Source organism: Arcicella sp. LKC2W (assembly GCF_034931005.1).
Taxonomy (GTDB): Bacteria; Bacteroidota; Bacteroidia; order Cytophagales; family Spirosomataceae; genus Arcicella.
The window spans coordinates 272,814-289,777 of record NZ_JAYGIN010000001.1 but is presented as its reverse complement, the minus strand read 5'-3'; the positions used below and the strand labels follow the sequence as shown (position 1 = coordinate 289,777).

At 35.9% G+C, this 16,964-nt stretch carries 14 protein-coding genes; 10 read left to right on the top strand and 4 right to left on the bottom strand.

Annotated features, from left to right (window positions below; all coding sequences use genetic code 11):
* Window positions 1-17: 17 nt before the first annotated feature.
* Complete coding sequence (locus tag VB796_RS01170) at window positions 18-2,228, top strand: B12-binding domain-containing radical SAM protein (RefSeq protein WP_323344675.1); 2,211 nt, start codon at window positions 18-20, stop codon at window positions 2,226-2,228.
* Between the two features lie 81 nt (window positions 2,229-2,309).
* The gene (locus VB796_RS01165; protein ID WP_323344674.1) at window positions 2,310-4,712 is read left to right on the top strand and encodes an alpha-L-rhamnosidase N-terminal domain-containing protein; all 2,403 of its coding nucleotides are present in this window, start codon (window positions 2,310-2,312) and stop codon (window positions 4,710-4,712) included.
* A gap of 206 nt (window positions 4,713-4,918) precedes the next feature.
* Here VB796_RS01165 and VB796_RS01160 read toward each other — a convergent pair whose 3' ends face one another.
* Window positions 4,919-5,830: a DMT family transporter gene (locus tag VB796_RS01160; RefSeq protein WP_323344673.1), complete on the bottom strand. Its 912-nt coding sequence runs from the start codon at window positions 5,828-5,830 to the stop codon at window positions 4,919-4,921.
* A 133-nt stretch (window positions 5,831-5,963) separates the two neighbouring features.
* On the opposite strand from VB796_RS01160, the gene VB796_RS01155 reads away from it, so the two are divergent.
* The 7 genes from VB796_RS01155 to VB796_RS01125 all read left to right on the top strand — a co-directional run bounded on the left by VB796_RS01155 (window position 5,964) and on the right by VB796_RS01125 (window position 13,806).
* Entirely contained in the window at window positions 5,964-6,200 is a 237-nt protein-coding gene (locus tag VB796_RS01155; RefSeq protein ID WP_323344672.1) for a hypothetical protein, read from the top strand.
* Between the two features lie 120 nt (window positions 6,201-6,320).
* Window positions 6,321-6,887, top strand: coding sequence for a transposase (locus VB796_RS01150; RefSeq protein ID WP_323344671.1), 567 nt, complete (start codon window positions 6,321-6,323; stop codon window positions 6,885-6,887).
* Between the two features lie 160 nt (window positions 6,888-7,047).
* Window positions 7,048-7,323, top strand: coding sequence for a hypothetical protein (locus VB796_RS01145; RefSeq protein ID WP_323344670.1), 276 nt, complete (start codon window positions 7,048-7,050; stop codon window positions 7,321-7,323).
* A gap of 12 nt (window positions 7,324-7,335) precedes the next feature.
* Window positions 7,336-8,100 (top strand): hypothetical protein, encoded by a 765-nt coding sequence (locus VB796_RS01140; RefSeq protein ID WP_323344669.1) that lies wholly within the window; start codon window positions 7,336-7,338, stop codon window positions 8,098-8,100.
* A 54-nt stretch (window positions 8,101-8,154) separates the two neighbouring features.
* Window positions 8,155-9,483, top strand: coding sequence for an IS4 family transposase (locus tag VB796_RS01135; protein WP_323344668.1), 1,329 nt, complete (start codon window positions 8,155-8,157; stop codon window positions 9,481-9,483).
* Window positions 9,484-9,649: 166 nt separating this feature from the next.
* Complete coding sequence (locus tag VB796_RS01130) at window positions 9,650-12,073, top strand: zinc-dependent metalloprotease (protein ID WP_323344667.1); 2,424 nt, start codon at window positions 9,650-9,652, stop codon at window positions 12,071-12,073.
* A gap of 272 nt (window positions 12,074-12,345) precedes the next feature.
* The gene (locus VB796_RS01125; protein ID WP_323344666.1) at window positions 12,346-13,806 is read left to right on the top strand and encodes an APC family permease; all 1,461 of its coding nucleotides are present in this window, start codon (window positions 12,346-12,348) and stop codon (window positions 13,804-13,806) included.
* Window positions 13,807-14,056: 250 nt separating this feature from the next.
* Here VB796_RS01125 and VB796_RS01120 read toward each other — a convergent pair whose 3' ends face one another.
* From VB796_RS01120 to VB796_RS01110, 3 genes are all read right to left on the bottom strand, one after another.
* Complete coding sequence (locus VB796_RS01120; protein ID WP_323344665.1) at window positions 14,057-14,788, bottom strand: hypothetical protein; 732 nt, start codon at window positions 14,786-14,788, stop codon at window positions 14,057-14,059.
* A 253-nt stretch (window positions 14,789-15,041) separates the two neighbouring features.
* Window positions 15,042-15,626: a Crp/Fnr family transcriptional regulator gene (locus VB796_RS01115; RefSeq protein WP_323344664.1), complete on the bottom strand. Its 585-nt coding sequence runs from the start codon at window positions 15,624-15,626 to the stop codon at window positions 15,042-15,044.
* Complete coding sequence (locus VB796_RS01110) at window positions 15,626-15,964, bottom strand: hypothetical protein (RefSeq protein ID WP_323344663.1); 339 nt, start codon at window positions 15,962-15,964, stop codon at window positions 15,626-15,628. The genes VB796_RS01115 and VB796_RS01110 overlap by 1 nt, the downstream gene beginning before the upstream one ends.
* A gap of 288 nt (window positions 15,965-16,252) precedes the next feature.
* Between VB796_RS01110 and VB796_RS01105 the strand changes: the two genes are divergently transcribed.
* A complete protein-coding gene (locus VB796_RS01105) occupies window positions 16,253-16,963 on the top strand; it encodes an SDR family oxidoreductase (RefSeq protein ID WP_323344662.1) in 711 nt (236 codons plus the stop codon).
* Window position 16,964 lies beyond the last annotated feature (1 nt).

The following is a 16,964-nucleotide window of genomic DNA, read 5'->3' as shown; positions in this document are numbered from 1 at the left end:
TAAATAGAATTAAGAAATTGCAAAAGACCGTTTTCGCTATAACGCCACCGTTTACCCAACTCAATACGCCGTACCCAGCAACGGCGTACATTAAGGGCTTTTTGAATACTAAAAATATTTCCTGTTTTCACGCTGATTTGGGCATTGAGGTCATTTTAGCCTTGTTTTCTAAGCAGGGTTTGACGGATTTATTTGCTTTTATAGAGCAGAATTCCACCGATTTATCCGAGAATTCCCAACGAATTGTAGCCCTTCAAGATGATTATATTCATTCAATTGAGGCAGTTATTTTGTTTTTACAAGGCAAAAATCCAACGCTTTCTCATGTGATTTGTCAAGAAAGTTTCTTGCCCGAAGCCTCACGTTTTACTCAATTGGAAGAAGATTTGGATTGGGCTTTTGGCTCAATGGGAATGCAAGATAAAGCCAAACATTTAGCCACGCTTTATTTGGAAGACCTTTCTGATTTAATCATGGAATGTGTTGATGCTCATTTTGGATTTAGTCGCTATGCGGAGCGTTTGGGGCGTTCTGCCAATAGTTTTGATGAATTGTATGGTGCTTTACAACAGGATTTTACCTACATCGACCATCTATTAATGAAGATTTTGGTAGAAAAAATGGTGGTTATTCAGCCAAAATTAGTGTTGATTTCTGTGCCTTTTCCAGGGAATTTATATAGTGCTTTTCGGATTGGACAATGGATTAAAAAGCATTATCCGAGTGTAAAAGTTTCGATGGGTGGAGGTTTTCCAAATACCGAATTACGTTCCCTTTCTGACGTAAGAGTTTTTGAGTTTTTCGATTTTATTACACTCGACGACGGCGAGGCTCCGATTGAAGAACTCTTAAAAACGATTGAAACACCCCTCCATTTTGGGGAGGGGCAGGGGGTGGGGTTTCAACTGAAACGCACTTTTACCTTAATTAACGGTGCTGTAAAATACATCAATAATAGCATTACAAAAGATTACAAACAGTCGGAAGTAGGTACGCCAGATTATTCAGATTTATTGTTGGATAGGTATATTTCAGTGATTGAAATTGTCAATCCAATGCACCGAATGTGGAGCGATGGACGTTGGAATAAACTCACAATGGCACACGGTTGCTATTGGGGAAAATGCACATTTTGCGATATTTCTTTAGATTATATCAAAATTTATGAGCCTGTAACTGCCAAATTATTGTGCGATAGAATGGAAGAAATGATTGCCCAAACGGGTGAAAATGGCTTTCATTTTGTGGACGAAGCCGCACCGCCTGCCCTCATGCGAGCGTTGGCTTTGGAGATTATTCGTAGAAAATTATCGGTTACTTGGTGGACAAATATTCGTTTTGAAAAGAGTTTTACCCACGATTTGTGTCAGTTGTTGAAAGCTTCTGGTTGTATTGCGGTTTCGGGTGGTTTGGAAGTGGCTTCTGACCGACTTTTAGACTTAATTCAGAAAGGCGTAACGGTTGCCCAAGTAGCCCAAGTAACTCGCCATTTTACCGAAGCAGGCATTATGGTTCATGCGTATTTGATGTATGGTTTTCCAACGCAAACTGCCCAAGAAACGGTTGATTCGTTGGAAATGGTGCGTCAAATGTTTGAATTAGGCATTTTGCAATCGGGATTTTGGCATCAATTTGCCATGACGGCACACAGTCCCGTTGGGATGTATCCAGAACAATTTTCGGTGAAAAAAGATAGTAATTCTGTCGGAACTTTTGCCAATAACGACCTTGTTTTTACCGACCCAAAAGGCACAGAACACGATACTTTTAGCTACGGTTTAAAGAAATCTTTGCTTAATTATATGCACGGAATTGGCTTTGATTCACCTTTACAGGATTGGTTTGAATTTAAAATTCCAAGAACTAAAATCCAGAAAAATTATATTGAAAATGCCCTTTCGGAAGAAGATGATTTTATGGTAAAGCCAAGTTCTAAAATCGTTTGGCTGGGAAAAAAACCTGCTACTGAAATTTCGACTACCAAGAAAGGAGAAATTGTTACCTTGAGTTTTCATGATAAAAAAGAAACGTTTTCAATCAAGGTCAATAAAATTCATGGAGATTGGCTCGTTGAAATTTTAAACTTGATTTCTACCAAGAATGCTAAAATTTATACGTTTCAAGAAGTAAAAAAACATTTTGAAACTTTTGGTTTAGACGATTTTGAACTTTTTTGGTACAGCAAATCTGTCAATACTTTACGAGATTATGGTTTGTTGGTTTTGTAATACTCAAAACATGAATCATCAGTACACAAATTCACGGAATAAAGATTATTTTAGGGCATTGATTTTACCTAATCTCAAAACATGATGAATAAATACTGCTTTTTCCTGCTATTTTTCGCTCTTTTAACCCAAAAACTTACTGCTCAACAACCCAATCCCAACTTATTAAATCGTCGTTGGAAAGCCGATTGGATTGCTCCTCAAAATGTCAATTTAAAGGATTTTGGCGTTTATCATTTCCGTAAAAACTTTGAACTTGCCCAAAAACCAAATCAATTTATTATCAACGTTTCGGGAGATAACCGTTATCGAGTTTTTGTAAATGGAAATTATATTGGAGCTGGGCCCGCTCGGAGCGACTTAATGCACTGGAATTTTGAGACTTACGATATTGCCCAATATTTACAACAAGGCAAAAACACGATTGCAGCCGTTGTTTGGAATTTTGGAGATTATATGCCCGTTGCTCAAATGAGTAACAAAACTGGTTTTATTTTACAGGGAAATTCGAGTACGGAGGAAATTGTAAATACCAATAAATCATGGAAAGTAACCCAAAATAAAGGGTACAAAGCTTTACCTGTTGATGGTGCAAAATTGCAAACGTACATCGTGGTTGGTTGTGGTGAAGAGGTGGATGCTTCAAAATATCCTTTTGGTTGGGAGAAAACCGATTATGATGATAAAACTTGGGAAAATGCCAAGTCGCTCGAATCGGGTTTTGCCACGGGTTCAGGTTCGGGAGCGGGTTGGTATTTAGTACCAAGAACGATTCCGCAAATGGAGGAAATTTATCAGCCCATGAAAGAAATTCGCCGATTTTCCAATATTTCCGATGCCAATATGACGGATAAATGGTTGAAAGGAACGGGAATATTAACGATTCCAGCCAATACAAAAACGACTATTTTGCTCGACCAAAATTTTGAAACGGTGGCTTATCCTGAAATGACGGTTTCGGGTGGGAAAGGCTCTTCTATTCAGTTTACTTACGCAGAGGCTTTGATTGATGACAAACGTCAAAAAGGTAATCGAAATGAAATTTCGGGACGGAAAATAATTGGAAATACCGATATTTTTAGACCAGATGGAGCCGTAAAAAGAACATTTAGACCACTTTGGATTAGAACTTTCCGATATATTGAATTAGAAATTGAAACAAAAACCGAACCGCTTATCATTAATTCTTTTTATGGTTTAAAGACAGGTTATCCCTTTGAAGAAAAAGCGTCGTTTTCAAGTAAAGACGACCAGTCTTTGACTAATATTTGGAAAGTTGGCTGGCAAACCGCTCGACTTTGCGGAGGTGAAAATTATTATGATTGTCCGTATTATGAGCAGTTGCAATACACAGGCGATACTCGTATTCAGTCGCTGATTAGTTTGTATGTTTCGGGCGATGACCGCTTGATGCGAAAGGCTTTGATGGATTTTGATAATTCTACCACTTCGGAAGGATTAACCCAAAGTCGGTATCCCTCAAATACAGCTCAATTAATTCCTCCTTTTTCATTGTATTGGGTATCAATGACTTATGATTATTGGATGCACCGCAAAGATGATACATTTATAAAATCGCTTTTGCCGAATGTGGAGAAGGTTTTGGCTTGGTACGAACGCAAATTTGATGCTCAGAAAAATATGTTAGGGGCTGTTAATTGGTGGCCTTTTGTAGATTGGGCAAAGCCTTGGCAGTGGGACGAAATGGCAGGTATTGGTGGTGTTCCGAGTGGAGCAACGAAGGGCAATTCTTCTATTTTATCATTTCAATATGCTTATACACTTCGTCAGGCAGCGGCAATTTTTGAAACTTATGGACAAAAAGAAAAGGCAATTTATTATAGAACTTTAGCCGATTTAATCTCAAAATCGACCTACGAATTATGTTATGATGCGACTAAAGGCGAAGTTGCTGATACGCCCGAAAAAAAGATATTTAGTCAGCACGCCAATATCATGGCTTTGTTATCGAATAGCGTTCCCAAAGCCAATGAAAAGGCAATGATGGATAAAATTCTCAATGATAATTCACTCATTCAAGCTACCTTTTATTTCAAATTTTACTTGACTCAAGCACTCAAGAAAGTGGGAATGGCAGACCGTTATCATGGCACATTACAACCGTGGAGGGAAATGATAAATATGGGTTTGACAACTTTTGCAGAAAAAGAAGAACCCACTCGTTCCGATTGTCACGCTTGGTCGGCTTCACCAAATTATGATTTTTTAGCGACTATTTGCGGTATCATGCCCGATGCCCCTGCTTTTGAAGAAGTGCTTATTCAGCCTGCTTTGGGCATTTTGGATGATGCCGAAGGAAAAATGCCACATCCACAAGGAGAAATAAAAGTGAATTTAAAGCGTAAGGGTAAAACAGGAATTTCGGCAGAAATTAATTTACCACAACAGCTAAAAGGGCGTTTTGTTTGGAATGGAAAAACAGAAATATTGAAAGGAGGGAAGCAGACCGTTTCGATAGATTGATAATGGTTTTAGCACGCAGATGACGCAGATACAAGTAACACAGATTTTATGGATTTTTTTAAGCAATTATCAAGAATAAATATAGTTGATATTACGTAATTGTATTGGCGTATAGCTGAACATATCTATCTTATTAAGGAATTTATCCGTCTAACGCAGGCAGGGTTCAAACCCTACCTGCGTTGAAAGGAGAGAGGTTAAAAAGGCTACGACCTACGACTCACCGAAGTAATCAAAATAACAGCCGTAATAATAATTGCACCTGATACAATCATTAAAGGATGCAATTTTTCACCCGCCAATAACCAACCTAAAAACATAGCTACTAAAGGATTGACATACGTATAAGTGGCGACCAACGTCGGAGAAGCCACTTTTGATAACCAACTAAACACTAAAAAGCCGATGATTGAGCCAAATGTTAGTAGATATACAAATGCCCAAGCGGCTTTTGGTGTGACTTGATGAAGATTTAATTTGTCAAAATCGCCAATAATAAAACTAATTCCTAAAGAAATTAAACCTCCAAAAATCATTTGCGTACCTGCCAATTGAGCAGCGTGATAGGTTGTTATATTCGCTTTTTTGGTAATGACAACACCGATATTCCAGAATAACACCGCCCCGAAAAGAGTCAAAATTCCTTTTACATAATAGTTTTCGTAACCATCTATCGCTAAAGATTTTAAACTCATCAAAATACCAACGCCAATAATTCCTAAAAAAGCTCCAAAAACCACCTTCTTTTGTGGTTTTTCTCCCTCAAAAATCCAAAGTAAAATCACTAAAATGACAGGACCCAATGCCGAGAATAAAGCAGAATAACTTGAAGGCATCCATTTGGCAGCAATCGTGAAAAATCCATTTGAAAGTGTAAGTAAAAAGAATCCTGATAAAATGTTCGTAACAATCATTTTACGACTTGGTTTCTGATATTTTTTTGTCAATATCGAGAAAACTAAAAGGGTAAAACCCGCCAAGAAAAAACGAAATCCAGAAATTAGCATAGGAGGAAAACTCTCCACGACAAACCGAATACCGAGATAAGTAGAACCCCAAATAATATAAAGCGTAATAAGTCCCGCCCAGATTTTTAGTTGTTGATTTTGATTATTCATGACACAAAATTGGCGTTTTTTTGCGATATTTAGAGAATTTCAACAATAAGCAATTTATAATTTTCATGAAAAAATAGTTGAATTGAGGTTTTAATTGTTGGTGCTATCCACCAATAATGAGACAAATAGTCTTATGTATGATTACTTATTAATTGAGATTGTTTGTTGGATTGCTTTCGCACCAGTTGTTGGTGGAAAACACACAACAACGGCGAGAAAAACAACGGCAAGAAATATTATGGAGAAACAAAATTACATACAGACTACTCGCTTAGTTCGGAATATCGAAAAAGATTTTGATTTTTATAAGACTTCTACCCGTGGTCAGTGTCACACTGACCAACTGGCGACAGCAAAAACCAAAACATAAACAATTTTGTCACACTGAACATCTGGCGACAGCAAAACCAGAACATAAACTATTTTGTCAAACTGACCAACTGACAACAGCAAAAACCACAACATAAACGATTGATTACCAATAAGATAAATGAGTAACCAAAATACATCGCAGCAAGGAATCCGTAATTCCCAAATGTTTTTGAATGAAGTATATTTTTGGACGGCAACGGTTGTACAATGGAAGCGGTTATTTGCCCAAGATAAATATAAACAAGTGATTATTGATAGCCTAAAACACCTTGTTGAAAAGCAAAAAATCGTCGTTTATGGTTTCGTCATAATGCCAAATCATGTTCACATTTTATGGGAAATGAAAGAACTGAATGGAAAAGAAAAACCACATTCAAGTTTTTTGAAGTTTACTGCTCATGAATTTTTGAAAGATTTGAAGGCAAATCATCCAGCAGTGTTAGCCATATTTGAAGTGAATAAAAAAGAGCGAGACCATCAATTTTGGCAACGAGACCCTTTGGCAATTGAAATGTACGACCGTTTTATTTTCCAGCAAAAGTTAGCATATTTACACATGAATCCGCTACACGAACGGTGGAATTTAGCGGATAGACCTGAGAATTATTATTGGTCATCAGCACGATTTTATGAAACAGGTATTGATGATTTTGGTTTCTTGACACATTATTTGGATAGATTTTAAAATTATCACCTCTTGTCTCATTTATACAAGTTTATTTAAAATATTGACAAGCAAATAATTATTGTTCGGGTTTTTGCTGTCGCCAGTTGGTCAGTGTGACACTGACCACGGACACAGATTAAGCTATGCTAACCAAAATTTTGATCCCGACTTGTTATTCGTGAAAATAATAGATGATGGATTAGGTAATATCACTACTGATTGTAAATATATTGACATTAAATATTTGGATGATGTGCCATATAACCCAGGTGGGCAAACAGCAATAAAAAATGCAATGGCTACAGGTAATGCTAATGTAACCAATACTACTGGAATGAACTTAATAAATGAAATTACTGGGTTACCAATACCCAATACTAATGGGCAATTAACTATTACTTCTGTTGAAAAACTATCAGTAAAAGTTTCAGATTTAGATTTAACAATTTTTTAATATGTATTAATCATGAGTGATGTTCAAATAGAAAAAAAATTAGGAGAAGTTTTAATAAAAATAACAAATTTTCCTAACGATAAGATGAATTATGTTTATGCTTATACTAATTGGGGCTATGTGCAGTTCCATTTGGGATTAAGTAGATATTCAAAACACTCAGACCATTTTAAAGTTTCATTAAATGCCTCTGTCAGAATCATAGAAATAGAAAAATATTGGGATGATATGGCTTCATTATTAGATTTCAATACTGTTCCTGATGTAGAGTATAAAAGTGATAGATTAAAAGTTTTAGACGGTCCAGAAACATTTATAATGGGTCCATTGAGTTGTTTTAATTCAATTGATGAATTACATGAGGCATTACCTATGTTCAAAATTTCCAAAGAAGGTTTCGAGAATTTGGAAAATACTTTTAAATTATTCTATCACGAAAAATTTATTCCTAAACTTAAAGAAACCTTAGACTTAAAATTTTTGGACAGTACAATTAATAGTAAGGTCGAATATTTGGGTGGTAATGCGTCTGACTATTTTTTAAACATTGTTGCAATTTTGCTAAGAAGAATGGTACTGGCAAAGCTAACAAATAATCCATTATACGAAGAAATTTGTGAATTTAACAGAGGAATTGTCATGAAGTTAAATAGTATGCCATTGGAAAATCGAAACAACTATCAAAAAAATTTCCCAGAAGTTTTTGAAAAAGTATATAACCGATTAAAGACAGTTAAGCCGTTAGAAAATTATGTTTTGGAATTAGATATAATTTAATAAAACCCCGCAGTCGCTCGGCCAATGTCATTAAGTTAAGGAAAAAGTAGAACTTTGTCTAATGAAAAAAAGTCTAATTTAGTTATTATTGAGAGCCTTCGAGCCTTTTTATTGCTGACAGAAGTTCCTTCAATTTACAAAGAAAAGCCGACAGATTTTACTCGTAATCGTAAATTACCATTTCCACGTTTAGTTACTTTTATGCTTAAAGCACTTCGTAAGAAAATAAGTCTTGAACTAACCCATTTTTACGAGAAATTAGTTTCGATGGCACTTGAAGATGAACAAGCAAGTTTGACAGCGAGTGCCTTTTGTCAAAGTCGTCAAAAATTAAAGCCTTCATTTTTTAGAGATGGGCTTCGTCATTTTACCCATGAATTTTACACTGATAATGATGAGCGAGTAAAACTTTGGGAAGGCAAAAGACTATTAGCAGTAGATGGAAGTATTATAGAACTTCCTCATACAGAGGTGTTTGAGGAACAATATGGTACTTATGCCAATCAACATAAGACTTTACGTATTGCAGCGAGAGTTTCTATATTATATGATGTTCTCAATGAAATGGTCATTGATGGGTTATTAGAAAAGTTTGGTAGAGGAGAACGAGAAATGGCTCTATCTCATTTAACTCAAGCATCCAATAATGATTTGATTTTATATGATAGAGGTTATCCCTCATTCGATTTTATCTTTGAACATCAGCAAACAGGAGTGGATTTTGTCATGAGAGCCAAAGTAGGTTGGAATAATGTAGTGAAGGTATTTGTAAAATCAGGACTTCAAACTCAACAGGTAGATATAATGATAGCTGATAATGAACCTATTAAGGGTAAATTATATGGCTACAAAACTAAACTTAGGGTTAGACTTGTACGAGTAACTCTATCATCAGGTGAGACTGAAATCTTAATTACCTCACTATTAGACGAAATAAAATACCCTAACTCGGTATTTATGTCCCTCTACTTTAAACGTTGGGCTATAGAAACAAGATATGATGTGTTAAAAAACAGTTTACGGATTGAGAATTTCTCAGGTTTGAGTGAAATAGTTATTCAACAAGATTTTTTCATTACACTTTTAATTGCTAATATGGAGGCTCTTCTTCGAGAACAGGTCAATAAAGAGGTTAAAGCCAAATATCCGCTTCGTAAATATGAGTATCAAGTCAATATTAGTTCTTGTGTGAGTTTATTGAGAGATAAAATAGCAGATTTACTTTTGGGACAGCATCCTCAAAAGGTCTTAGATTATTTGACACAAGTATTTATTCAAAACATTGAACCTGTACGTCCAGACAGGTCTTTTGTCAGAAAAACAGACCAATATAGAACCAAGAAAAAGCCTAAAATGATCAAAAATAGAAAAATAAATACATGATTATCCCTTAACTTAATGACATTGGTCGCTCGCCTCTGGCGAGTGACACCTATTTTTAGTCCTCTGGACTATTTACGGCTGGAAGCCTTTTAATAATCGTCTCTCGCCAGAGGCGAGAGACTGATGTAAAATCACATTAACAAACAAATCAACAAAATCAGCATTTATGAAAAAACTATTATTCCTCTGTGTATTACTAATTTCCTTGCAAGGGTTTTCTCAGAAACTGCCATCCATTTCCGAAAAAACGGCTAATTTGAAGAAATATGAAGGTTTTATGCCTTTTTATTGGGATGAAGATTCGGGTAAAATTTGGCTTGAAATTTCTTCTCTTAATCAAGATTTCTTGTACGTTTCGTCGCTTCCTGCGGGTTTGGGGTCAAATGATATTGGGCTCGACCGTGGACTTTTGGGCGATGAAAAAGTGGTATTTTTCAACAAAGTTGGACGCAAAATTATGCTCATTCAACCCAATTTGAGATACCGTGCCATCACCAACGATGCCAATGAAAAACGTGCCATCGAACAATCTTTTGCCCAATCTACGCTTTGGGGTTTTACCGTCGAAGCCGAAGAAAATGGCAAATATTTGGTAGATGCAACGGATTTTTTAATGAACGACCCCATGGGAATTCCTGACCGTTTGAAGGATACCAAACAAGGCATTTACGCTCCCGATAAATCTCGTTCGGCGATGTATTTTGGCCGTACCAAAAACTTTCCGTTAAATTCTGAATTTGAAGTTACCTTGACTTTCACAGGTGGAAGCGATGTGGAAAATTTCGTAAAATCAGTAACGCCAAGTTCGGATGCGATTACCTTGCGAGTTCATCACAGTTTTGTGCAATTGCCTGATAATCAGTTTGAAAAGCGAGTTTTTGACCCACGTTCAAGTTTCAATGCTTTGGGATACATGGATTACGCAACGCCTGTGAGCGAACCGATTGAAAAGTATTTTATCGTCCGTCACCGTTTGAAGAAAAAAGACCCAACGGCTAAAATTTCGGAAGCCGTTAAGCCCATTATTTATTATTTGGACAACGGAACGCCCGAACCAATTCGCTCGGCTTTGATGGACGGAACGGCTTGGTGGAATCAGGCTTTTGAGGCGGCAGGTTATAAAAATGCCTTCCAAGTTAAATTATTACCCGATGATGCCGACCCGATGGATTGTCGTTATAATGTTATCAACTGGGTTCACCGTTCTACTCGTGGGTGGTCGTATGGGGCTTCTGTAACAGACCCACGCACGGGCGAAATCATTAAAGGACACGTGAGTTTGGGTTCGTTGCGGGTTCGTCAAGATTATTTGATTGCCCAAGGTTTGCTTTCCCCTTTTGAAAATGGTCAAAAACTTGATATAGAAAAAGACCCAATGCTCAAAATGGCTTTGGCTCGTTTGCGTCAATTGGCGGCTCATGAAGTTGGGCATACTTTGGGTTTGATGCACAATTACACCGCCAGTATCAACAGTCGTGCTTCGGTGATGGATTACCCGCACCCAACTGTGAAGTTAGATGCGAAAGGCGAAGTAGATTTAAGCGATGCTTATGCCGTTGGAATTGGCGAATGGGATAAAGTTTCAATTACTTACGGTTATCAAGATTTCCCGAAAGGAACGGACGAAAAAGTGGCTTTGAACAAAATTTTGAAGGATTCACACGATAAAGGATTGTTATTTTTGACCGACCAAGATGCTCGTTCGGCAGGTTCGGTGAGTCCAACGGCTCATTTGTGGGACGGTGGAAAAAATCCAGTCGATGAATTAGAAAATTTGATGAAAGTAAGAGAAAAAGGGCTTAAAAGTTTTGGCGAAAAAACGATTAGAACGGGCGTTCCGATGGCATTTTTAGAAGATGCTTTAGTACCATTATACAACATTCATCGTTATCAAATTGAAGCCGTTTCTAAATTGGTTGGTTCGATGGATTATCATTATGCGGTGCGTGGTGATGGTCAATTTAGTACCAAAGCCGTTTCAAAAGAAACACAACAAAAAGCCTTAGAAACTGCCTTGAAATGCCTTTCAGCAGATTTTTTGACTTTGCCAGAAAACATTATTTCCTTGATTCCTCCACGTCCAGCGGGATTTATGCAATCGAGAGAATTGTTTAAAAAGCGTACAGGTTTAGCATTTGACCCATTGGCGGCGGCAGAATCAGCGACTGATTTTCCATTACAATTCTTATTTCATCCAGAAAGAGCTTCTCGCATGATAGAATATGAAGCAAGAAATGGTGGTTTAGGTTTGGAAGAAATGATTACGCAAGTGTTAGATAAGACCTTCAAAACGGCTAAAAATCAAGGATTAAATCGTAAAGTACAATTCCAAACCGAGCAAATTGTATTGACACATTTAATGGCTTTAAGTACCAATGAAGCTGCCAATTATCAAGTAAAAGCCGTTTGCGGAAAAGCTCTGAAAGAATTAAAAACGTATTTGGAAGAAACCAAGAAAACCGCTAAAGATGCTGATTATCAGGCTCATTTGGATTATGCTTTGGAAAGAATGAAAAACCCCTCAGCAGCAAAAGTGGCGGTGCATAAAGAATTAGCTCCAGGAGCTCCAATTGGTTGTGAGGAGGAGTAAAGTGTTTGGATAAATCAAGATTTTATAGACTTGAAGATTCGTTTACAATTGAAGATGCAAGTATTTCAATAGCAGATATTTATCGTAAAATTGTTTTTTGAACAATGATTTCAAGCAAGTAAATGATGATTAGAATAGCCAACTCTCAAAAGGGTTGGCTATTCTTTTGGGTAAGTACCAATTTGAAGGGTATGTCTCAACACCAGTTTAGCAATTTTGGGATTTTGAGCCTAAATCGTTATGTTTGTTATACATAAAAAATAACCCCTAATATGCAGGAAAAAACTACTTCATCAAATCCTCAAGAACTCAAAAAAGAATTATCGCTTATTGATGCCACCATGATTGTGATTGGCTCTATGATTGGCTCAGGTATTTTTATCGTTTCAGCAGACGTAACCCGAAATTTAGGCTCTCCAGGCTATTTGCTTCTTACTTGGATAATTACAGGAATTATAACCTTAATATCAGCACTTTCTTACGGTGAATTGGCAGGAATGATGCCCAAAGCAGGTGGACAATACGTTTATTTGCGGGAGGCTTATAATCCATTGGTTGGTTTTCTCTTTGGTTGGACTACCTTTTTGGTGATTGAAACAGGAACAATTGCAGCAGTTGCGGTAGCTTTTGCCAAATACACTGGTGTACTTTTGCCCGATTATATTGGTACTGAACATAGTTTTCTGATTTTCAATACCCAACAATTATTGGCGATTGCTTTAATTTTATTGCTAACTTTTATTAACATTCAAGGCGTAAAAAATGCCAAATTAGTTCAATTGATTTTTACGGTAACTAAAATTGGTGCATTATTGGGTTTGGCGGTTGTCGGAATTATTGTGGGTTTAAATCCTCAAAAAGGAATGTGGGCAATCAATAGTATTGACTTTTGGAGTCCCGTGAAAATTATTTGGGAAAAAGGTAAAATCATTGATTATGAATATTTGTCTGGTGTCGGTTTATGGTCGGCAATGGGTTTAGCTTTGATTGGACCACTATTTTCATCATCGGCTTGGAACAACGTTACCTATACGGCAGGTGAAATGAAAAACCCCAAAAGAGATATTCCGTTGAGTTTACTTTACGGTACTTTAACAGTTAGTTTTCTGTACATTTTGGCAAACATTGCGTATTTGATGTTATTGCCTGTTCAAGGACATCCGAATGCAGTTGATACTTTGGGGCGTGGTATCATGTGGGCAACCAACGACCGTGTGGGAACGGCTGCCGCAGAAATGATTTTTGGAAATCCTGCTACGATAATCATGGCGATTTTTATCATGATTTCTACTTTTGGCTGTAATAATGGAATTATTTTATCAGGAGCGAGAGTATATTATGCGATGGCAAAAGATAAACTTTTCTTCAAAAAAGCAGGAGAATTGAACGATAAAGGCGTTCCTGCATCTTCATTAATTATGCAGTGTGCGTGGGCTTGTTTACTCTGTTTATCAGGTACTTATGGAGATTTATTAGACTACACTGTTTTTGCCATTTTGGTATTTTATATTTTAACTATTGCGGGTGTTTTCATTCTTCGTAAAAAACAACCGAATACGCCACGCCCTTACAAGGCATTTGGTTATCCAATTATTCCTGCCATTTATTTGATTTTTGCGGCTGCTCTTTGTGTTAATTTGCTGATTTATAAGCCCGTACCGTCTTGGATTGGTGTTGGAATTGTAGCCTTGGGCATTCCTGTTTTTTATCTTTGGAAGAAGAAGGAGGCGTAAGAGATACTTTTCTAAACAACCCTGTCTGAGCTTAGATTTTAGGATTTTCGTGTTTAAGGATTAATTATTGTAAGTAATGAGACAAAATTATTTGATATTATGTAGTGGCGTATAGCATACGCCAATGTTATGACAATGTTGGCGTATGCTATACGCCAGTACCAAATTAATGAAATCAATATTTTTAAATAATTTATTCTTGGTTCTAAAAATTATAAAATCCTAAAAATCCCAGTTCAGATAGGCTCGTTCAGATAGATGCGTCTTTTTTCAACTTCTTAAAAACAGAAATATGTAAGAAAATAATAACCGCAGGAGCGAATGCAGGAATCCAAATGAAAGGAAATTTTGCCATTTCTACAATACCTTCTGTATGATTTTCAATTGAAGTTTTTGTGGTGTGTATCGCTGAAATAATAACAGAAATAATATCTACCAAACCCAAAATATTCCAAATTATAATTGCTTTTCTACGCCAAGATTTCTGCTCAATTACCCATCTTGAAACAAATATTGCCCCAATTGCGGTTGTAATATCTCCAAAACCTGCTATAATAGCAAAATGAGCAGGTAAAGTTTTATAATAAGCTCCTATAAGAAAAAACAATCCGACAAATCTAAAAAGATGAATTCTGATTAAAGATTCTAAAGGAATTTTGTCTAAAATTTTATCATAAAGTGGTTTGTTGAACATGAAGCCCAATAGAATTATCAAAAGTGGAATTGCCGTAAAAACTAATACTTTTGGCGGCAAAGAGTTTTCAAGTAAAATTCCTGTTTGAGACAAAACAAACGTATAGATTAGATATATCGTGAAAAACCCCCAAATGCCATATTGAATATTTTTAGATTGTTTTTGTGATAATCCCGCATCAATTCCGCCACGTTTGATTATTTGAGAAATTACATAAATGGTTATCGGAAAAGTTGGGATAAATAATAATAAAACCCAAGCAGGAAGATTTGAAAAGTAGTTTTCCATCGTGATTAATAATTTGGTTAAACAGTATATTAAGTCAAAATTATTCTGAACTATACAGGGCTTGTTGCAAGACAAACAATAGACCACTGATTGAACGGATTATACTGATTTTCGCTGATTATTCTTTATTTTATCCGACTGTGCGTTTCAGTGTAAATCAGTTCAATCTGTGGTCTAAATTTGTCTGCGACAAATAGTTGATAGTTTCAAAATTATTAATCACAATATTGAAACTACTTGACATAAGACAAGTTTAGTTTTTTGTAGCAAAATCTCTTCTAATTCTACTCAAAGAAGTATCAGTTACACCCAAATATGAAGCAATATTTTTTAACGGAATATTTTGGAGAATTTCGGGATGAGCTTCCATTAAATGAGCGTAGCGTTGCTCTCCTGTTTGCTGAATCATGGATAACATTCTCTTTTTCAGATTAATACAATTGTTAATTAACATCATTCTACCAAACTCTCTGAATTCGGGAATTGTATGGAAATTCTTTTGTAAATCTTCAAATGATAGATAGCAAGTCACACAATCCGTCATCGTAATTAAATTTTCAGAGGCAGGTTCTCTTTTAAAAAAAGAAGTAAAATCGTTGGCAAACATTGAATTACCAAAAATCATGGTTGTTACATCATTTCCGTTGGTATCAAAAGTGTACATTCGTGCAAAACCATCAACTATAAAGTGCGAAGTATTACAAATTTTCCCTTCTTCAATTAAATATGTATTTTTGGTAACTTCCTTAATACTAAAGGTTTCGGTAATTTGTGTTGCCTTTTCAATAGACATTGGTAAAACTTGTTGGAGGTAGTTTTTCAGTTTTTCGTGTGGCATTATGATATTCTTAATGAAGTCATTTTATGTTTTTTTACTTGCCACATAATTTGTGTAGCAATAAGTAAAATTATGCTTGCGATATTTATCCAGATGAAAGCATTGTGATAAATATCCTCAAATGAGCCATATTTTGTTGGAATAAAATCTTTAATGAAATAAAAAACAAAATTTGTCCAGACCAAAATAGAAAGTATTTTTTTTAGATAACCTTTAAATTTTTGAGCTTCTTTTTGATAAGGAATAGCAACGATGTTTTCTAATTCTTCGATTAAACCCAAATATTTTTGATGATTTTCGGGATTTATTTTTACAAAGTATTTCTCATGAGATGGCATTAATTTGAAAGTCTGATTGACTTTCTCAATTATAATTTCAGAAACTAAAATTCTATTATTTTCCTCTTGAAGAATATTTAATGTTTTTTGAGAGAACCAAATTTATATTCTTTTTGATGTTGAAGCGTAAAACTATCTTCTATTATTTCTAAATGATTGATTTGCTTTGAGAATAGAGAACGTGTCATTTTTGTAGAAATTTAATATTATCGTTTAATTGAGATTTATTTTGCGAAACTATTTAGGGTATTACTCGGTTCAAATATAGTTAAATCTAAACAAAAAATCATGTCAACAATAATAAAAACAGCCTTAATCACTGGTGGTTCAAAAGGAATTGGTTACGGGGTAGCGGAGGCTTTAATTAAGGACGGAATCAAGGTAGCGATTACTTCTCGCACGCAAGCAAGTGCCGATGAAGCTGCGACGGAATTGAATAAAATTAAAGAAGGTTATGCCATCGGAATAGAATCTGACGTAAGAAATTTGGCTTCGCAAGAAAAAGCCGTTCAAACGATTCTGTCGGCTTGGGGACGCTTGGATTATGTAATTGCAAACGCTGGAGTAGGATATTTTGCTCCAATTCAAGATTTAACTTCTGAACAATGGCAAGAAACAATTGATATTAATTTAACAGGAACGTTCAATTCTATCAAAGCATCTTACACACAATTGAAAGAAACGCAAGGTTATTTTATTACGATTTCGAGTTTGGCAGGAACTAATTTCTTTGCGAATGGCGGAGCGTACAATGCCTCAAAATTCGGAGTAGTTGGTTTTTCGCAAGCAATTATGATGGATTTGCGGAAGGACGGAATTAAAGTAACGACGATAATGCCAGGTTCGGTGGCTACCTATTTTAATGGACATTCCCCAAGTGATAAAGATGCTTGGAAAATTCAACCAGAAGATATTGGACAAATTGTATCCGATTTAATCAAAATGCCAGCTCGTACTTTACCAAGTAAAATTGAAGTTAGACCAACGATGCCTGCATAAA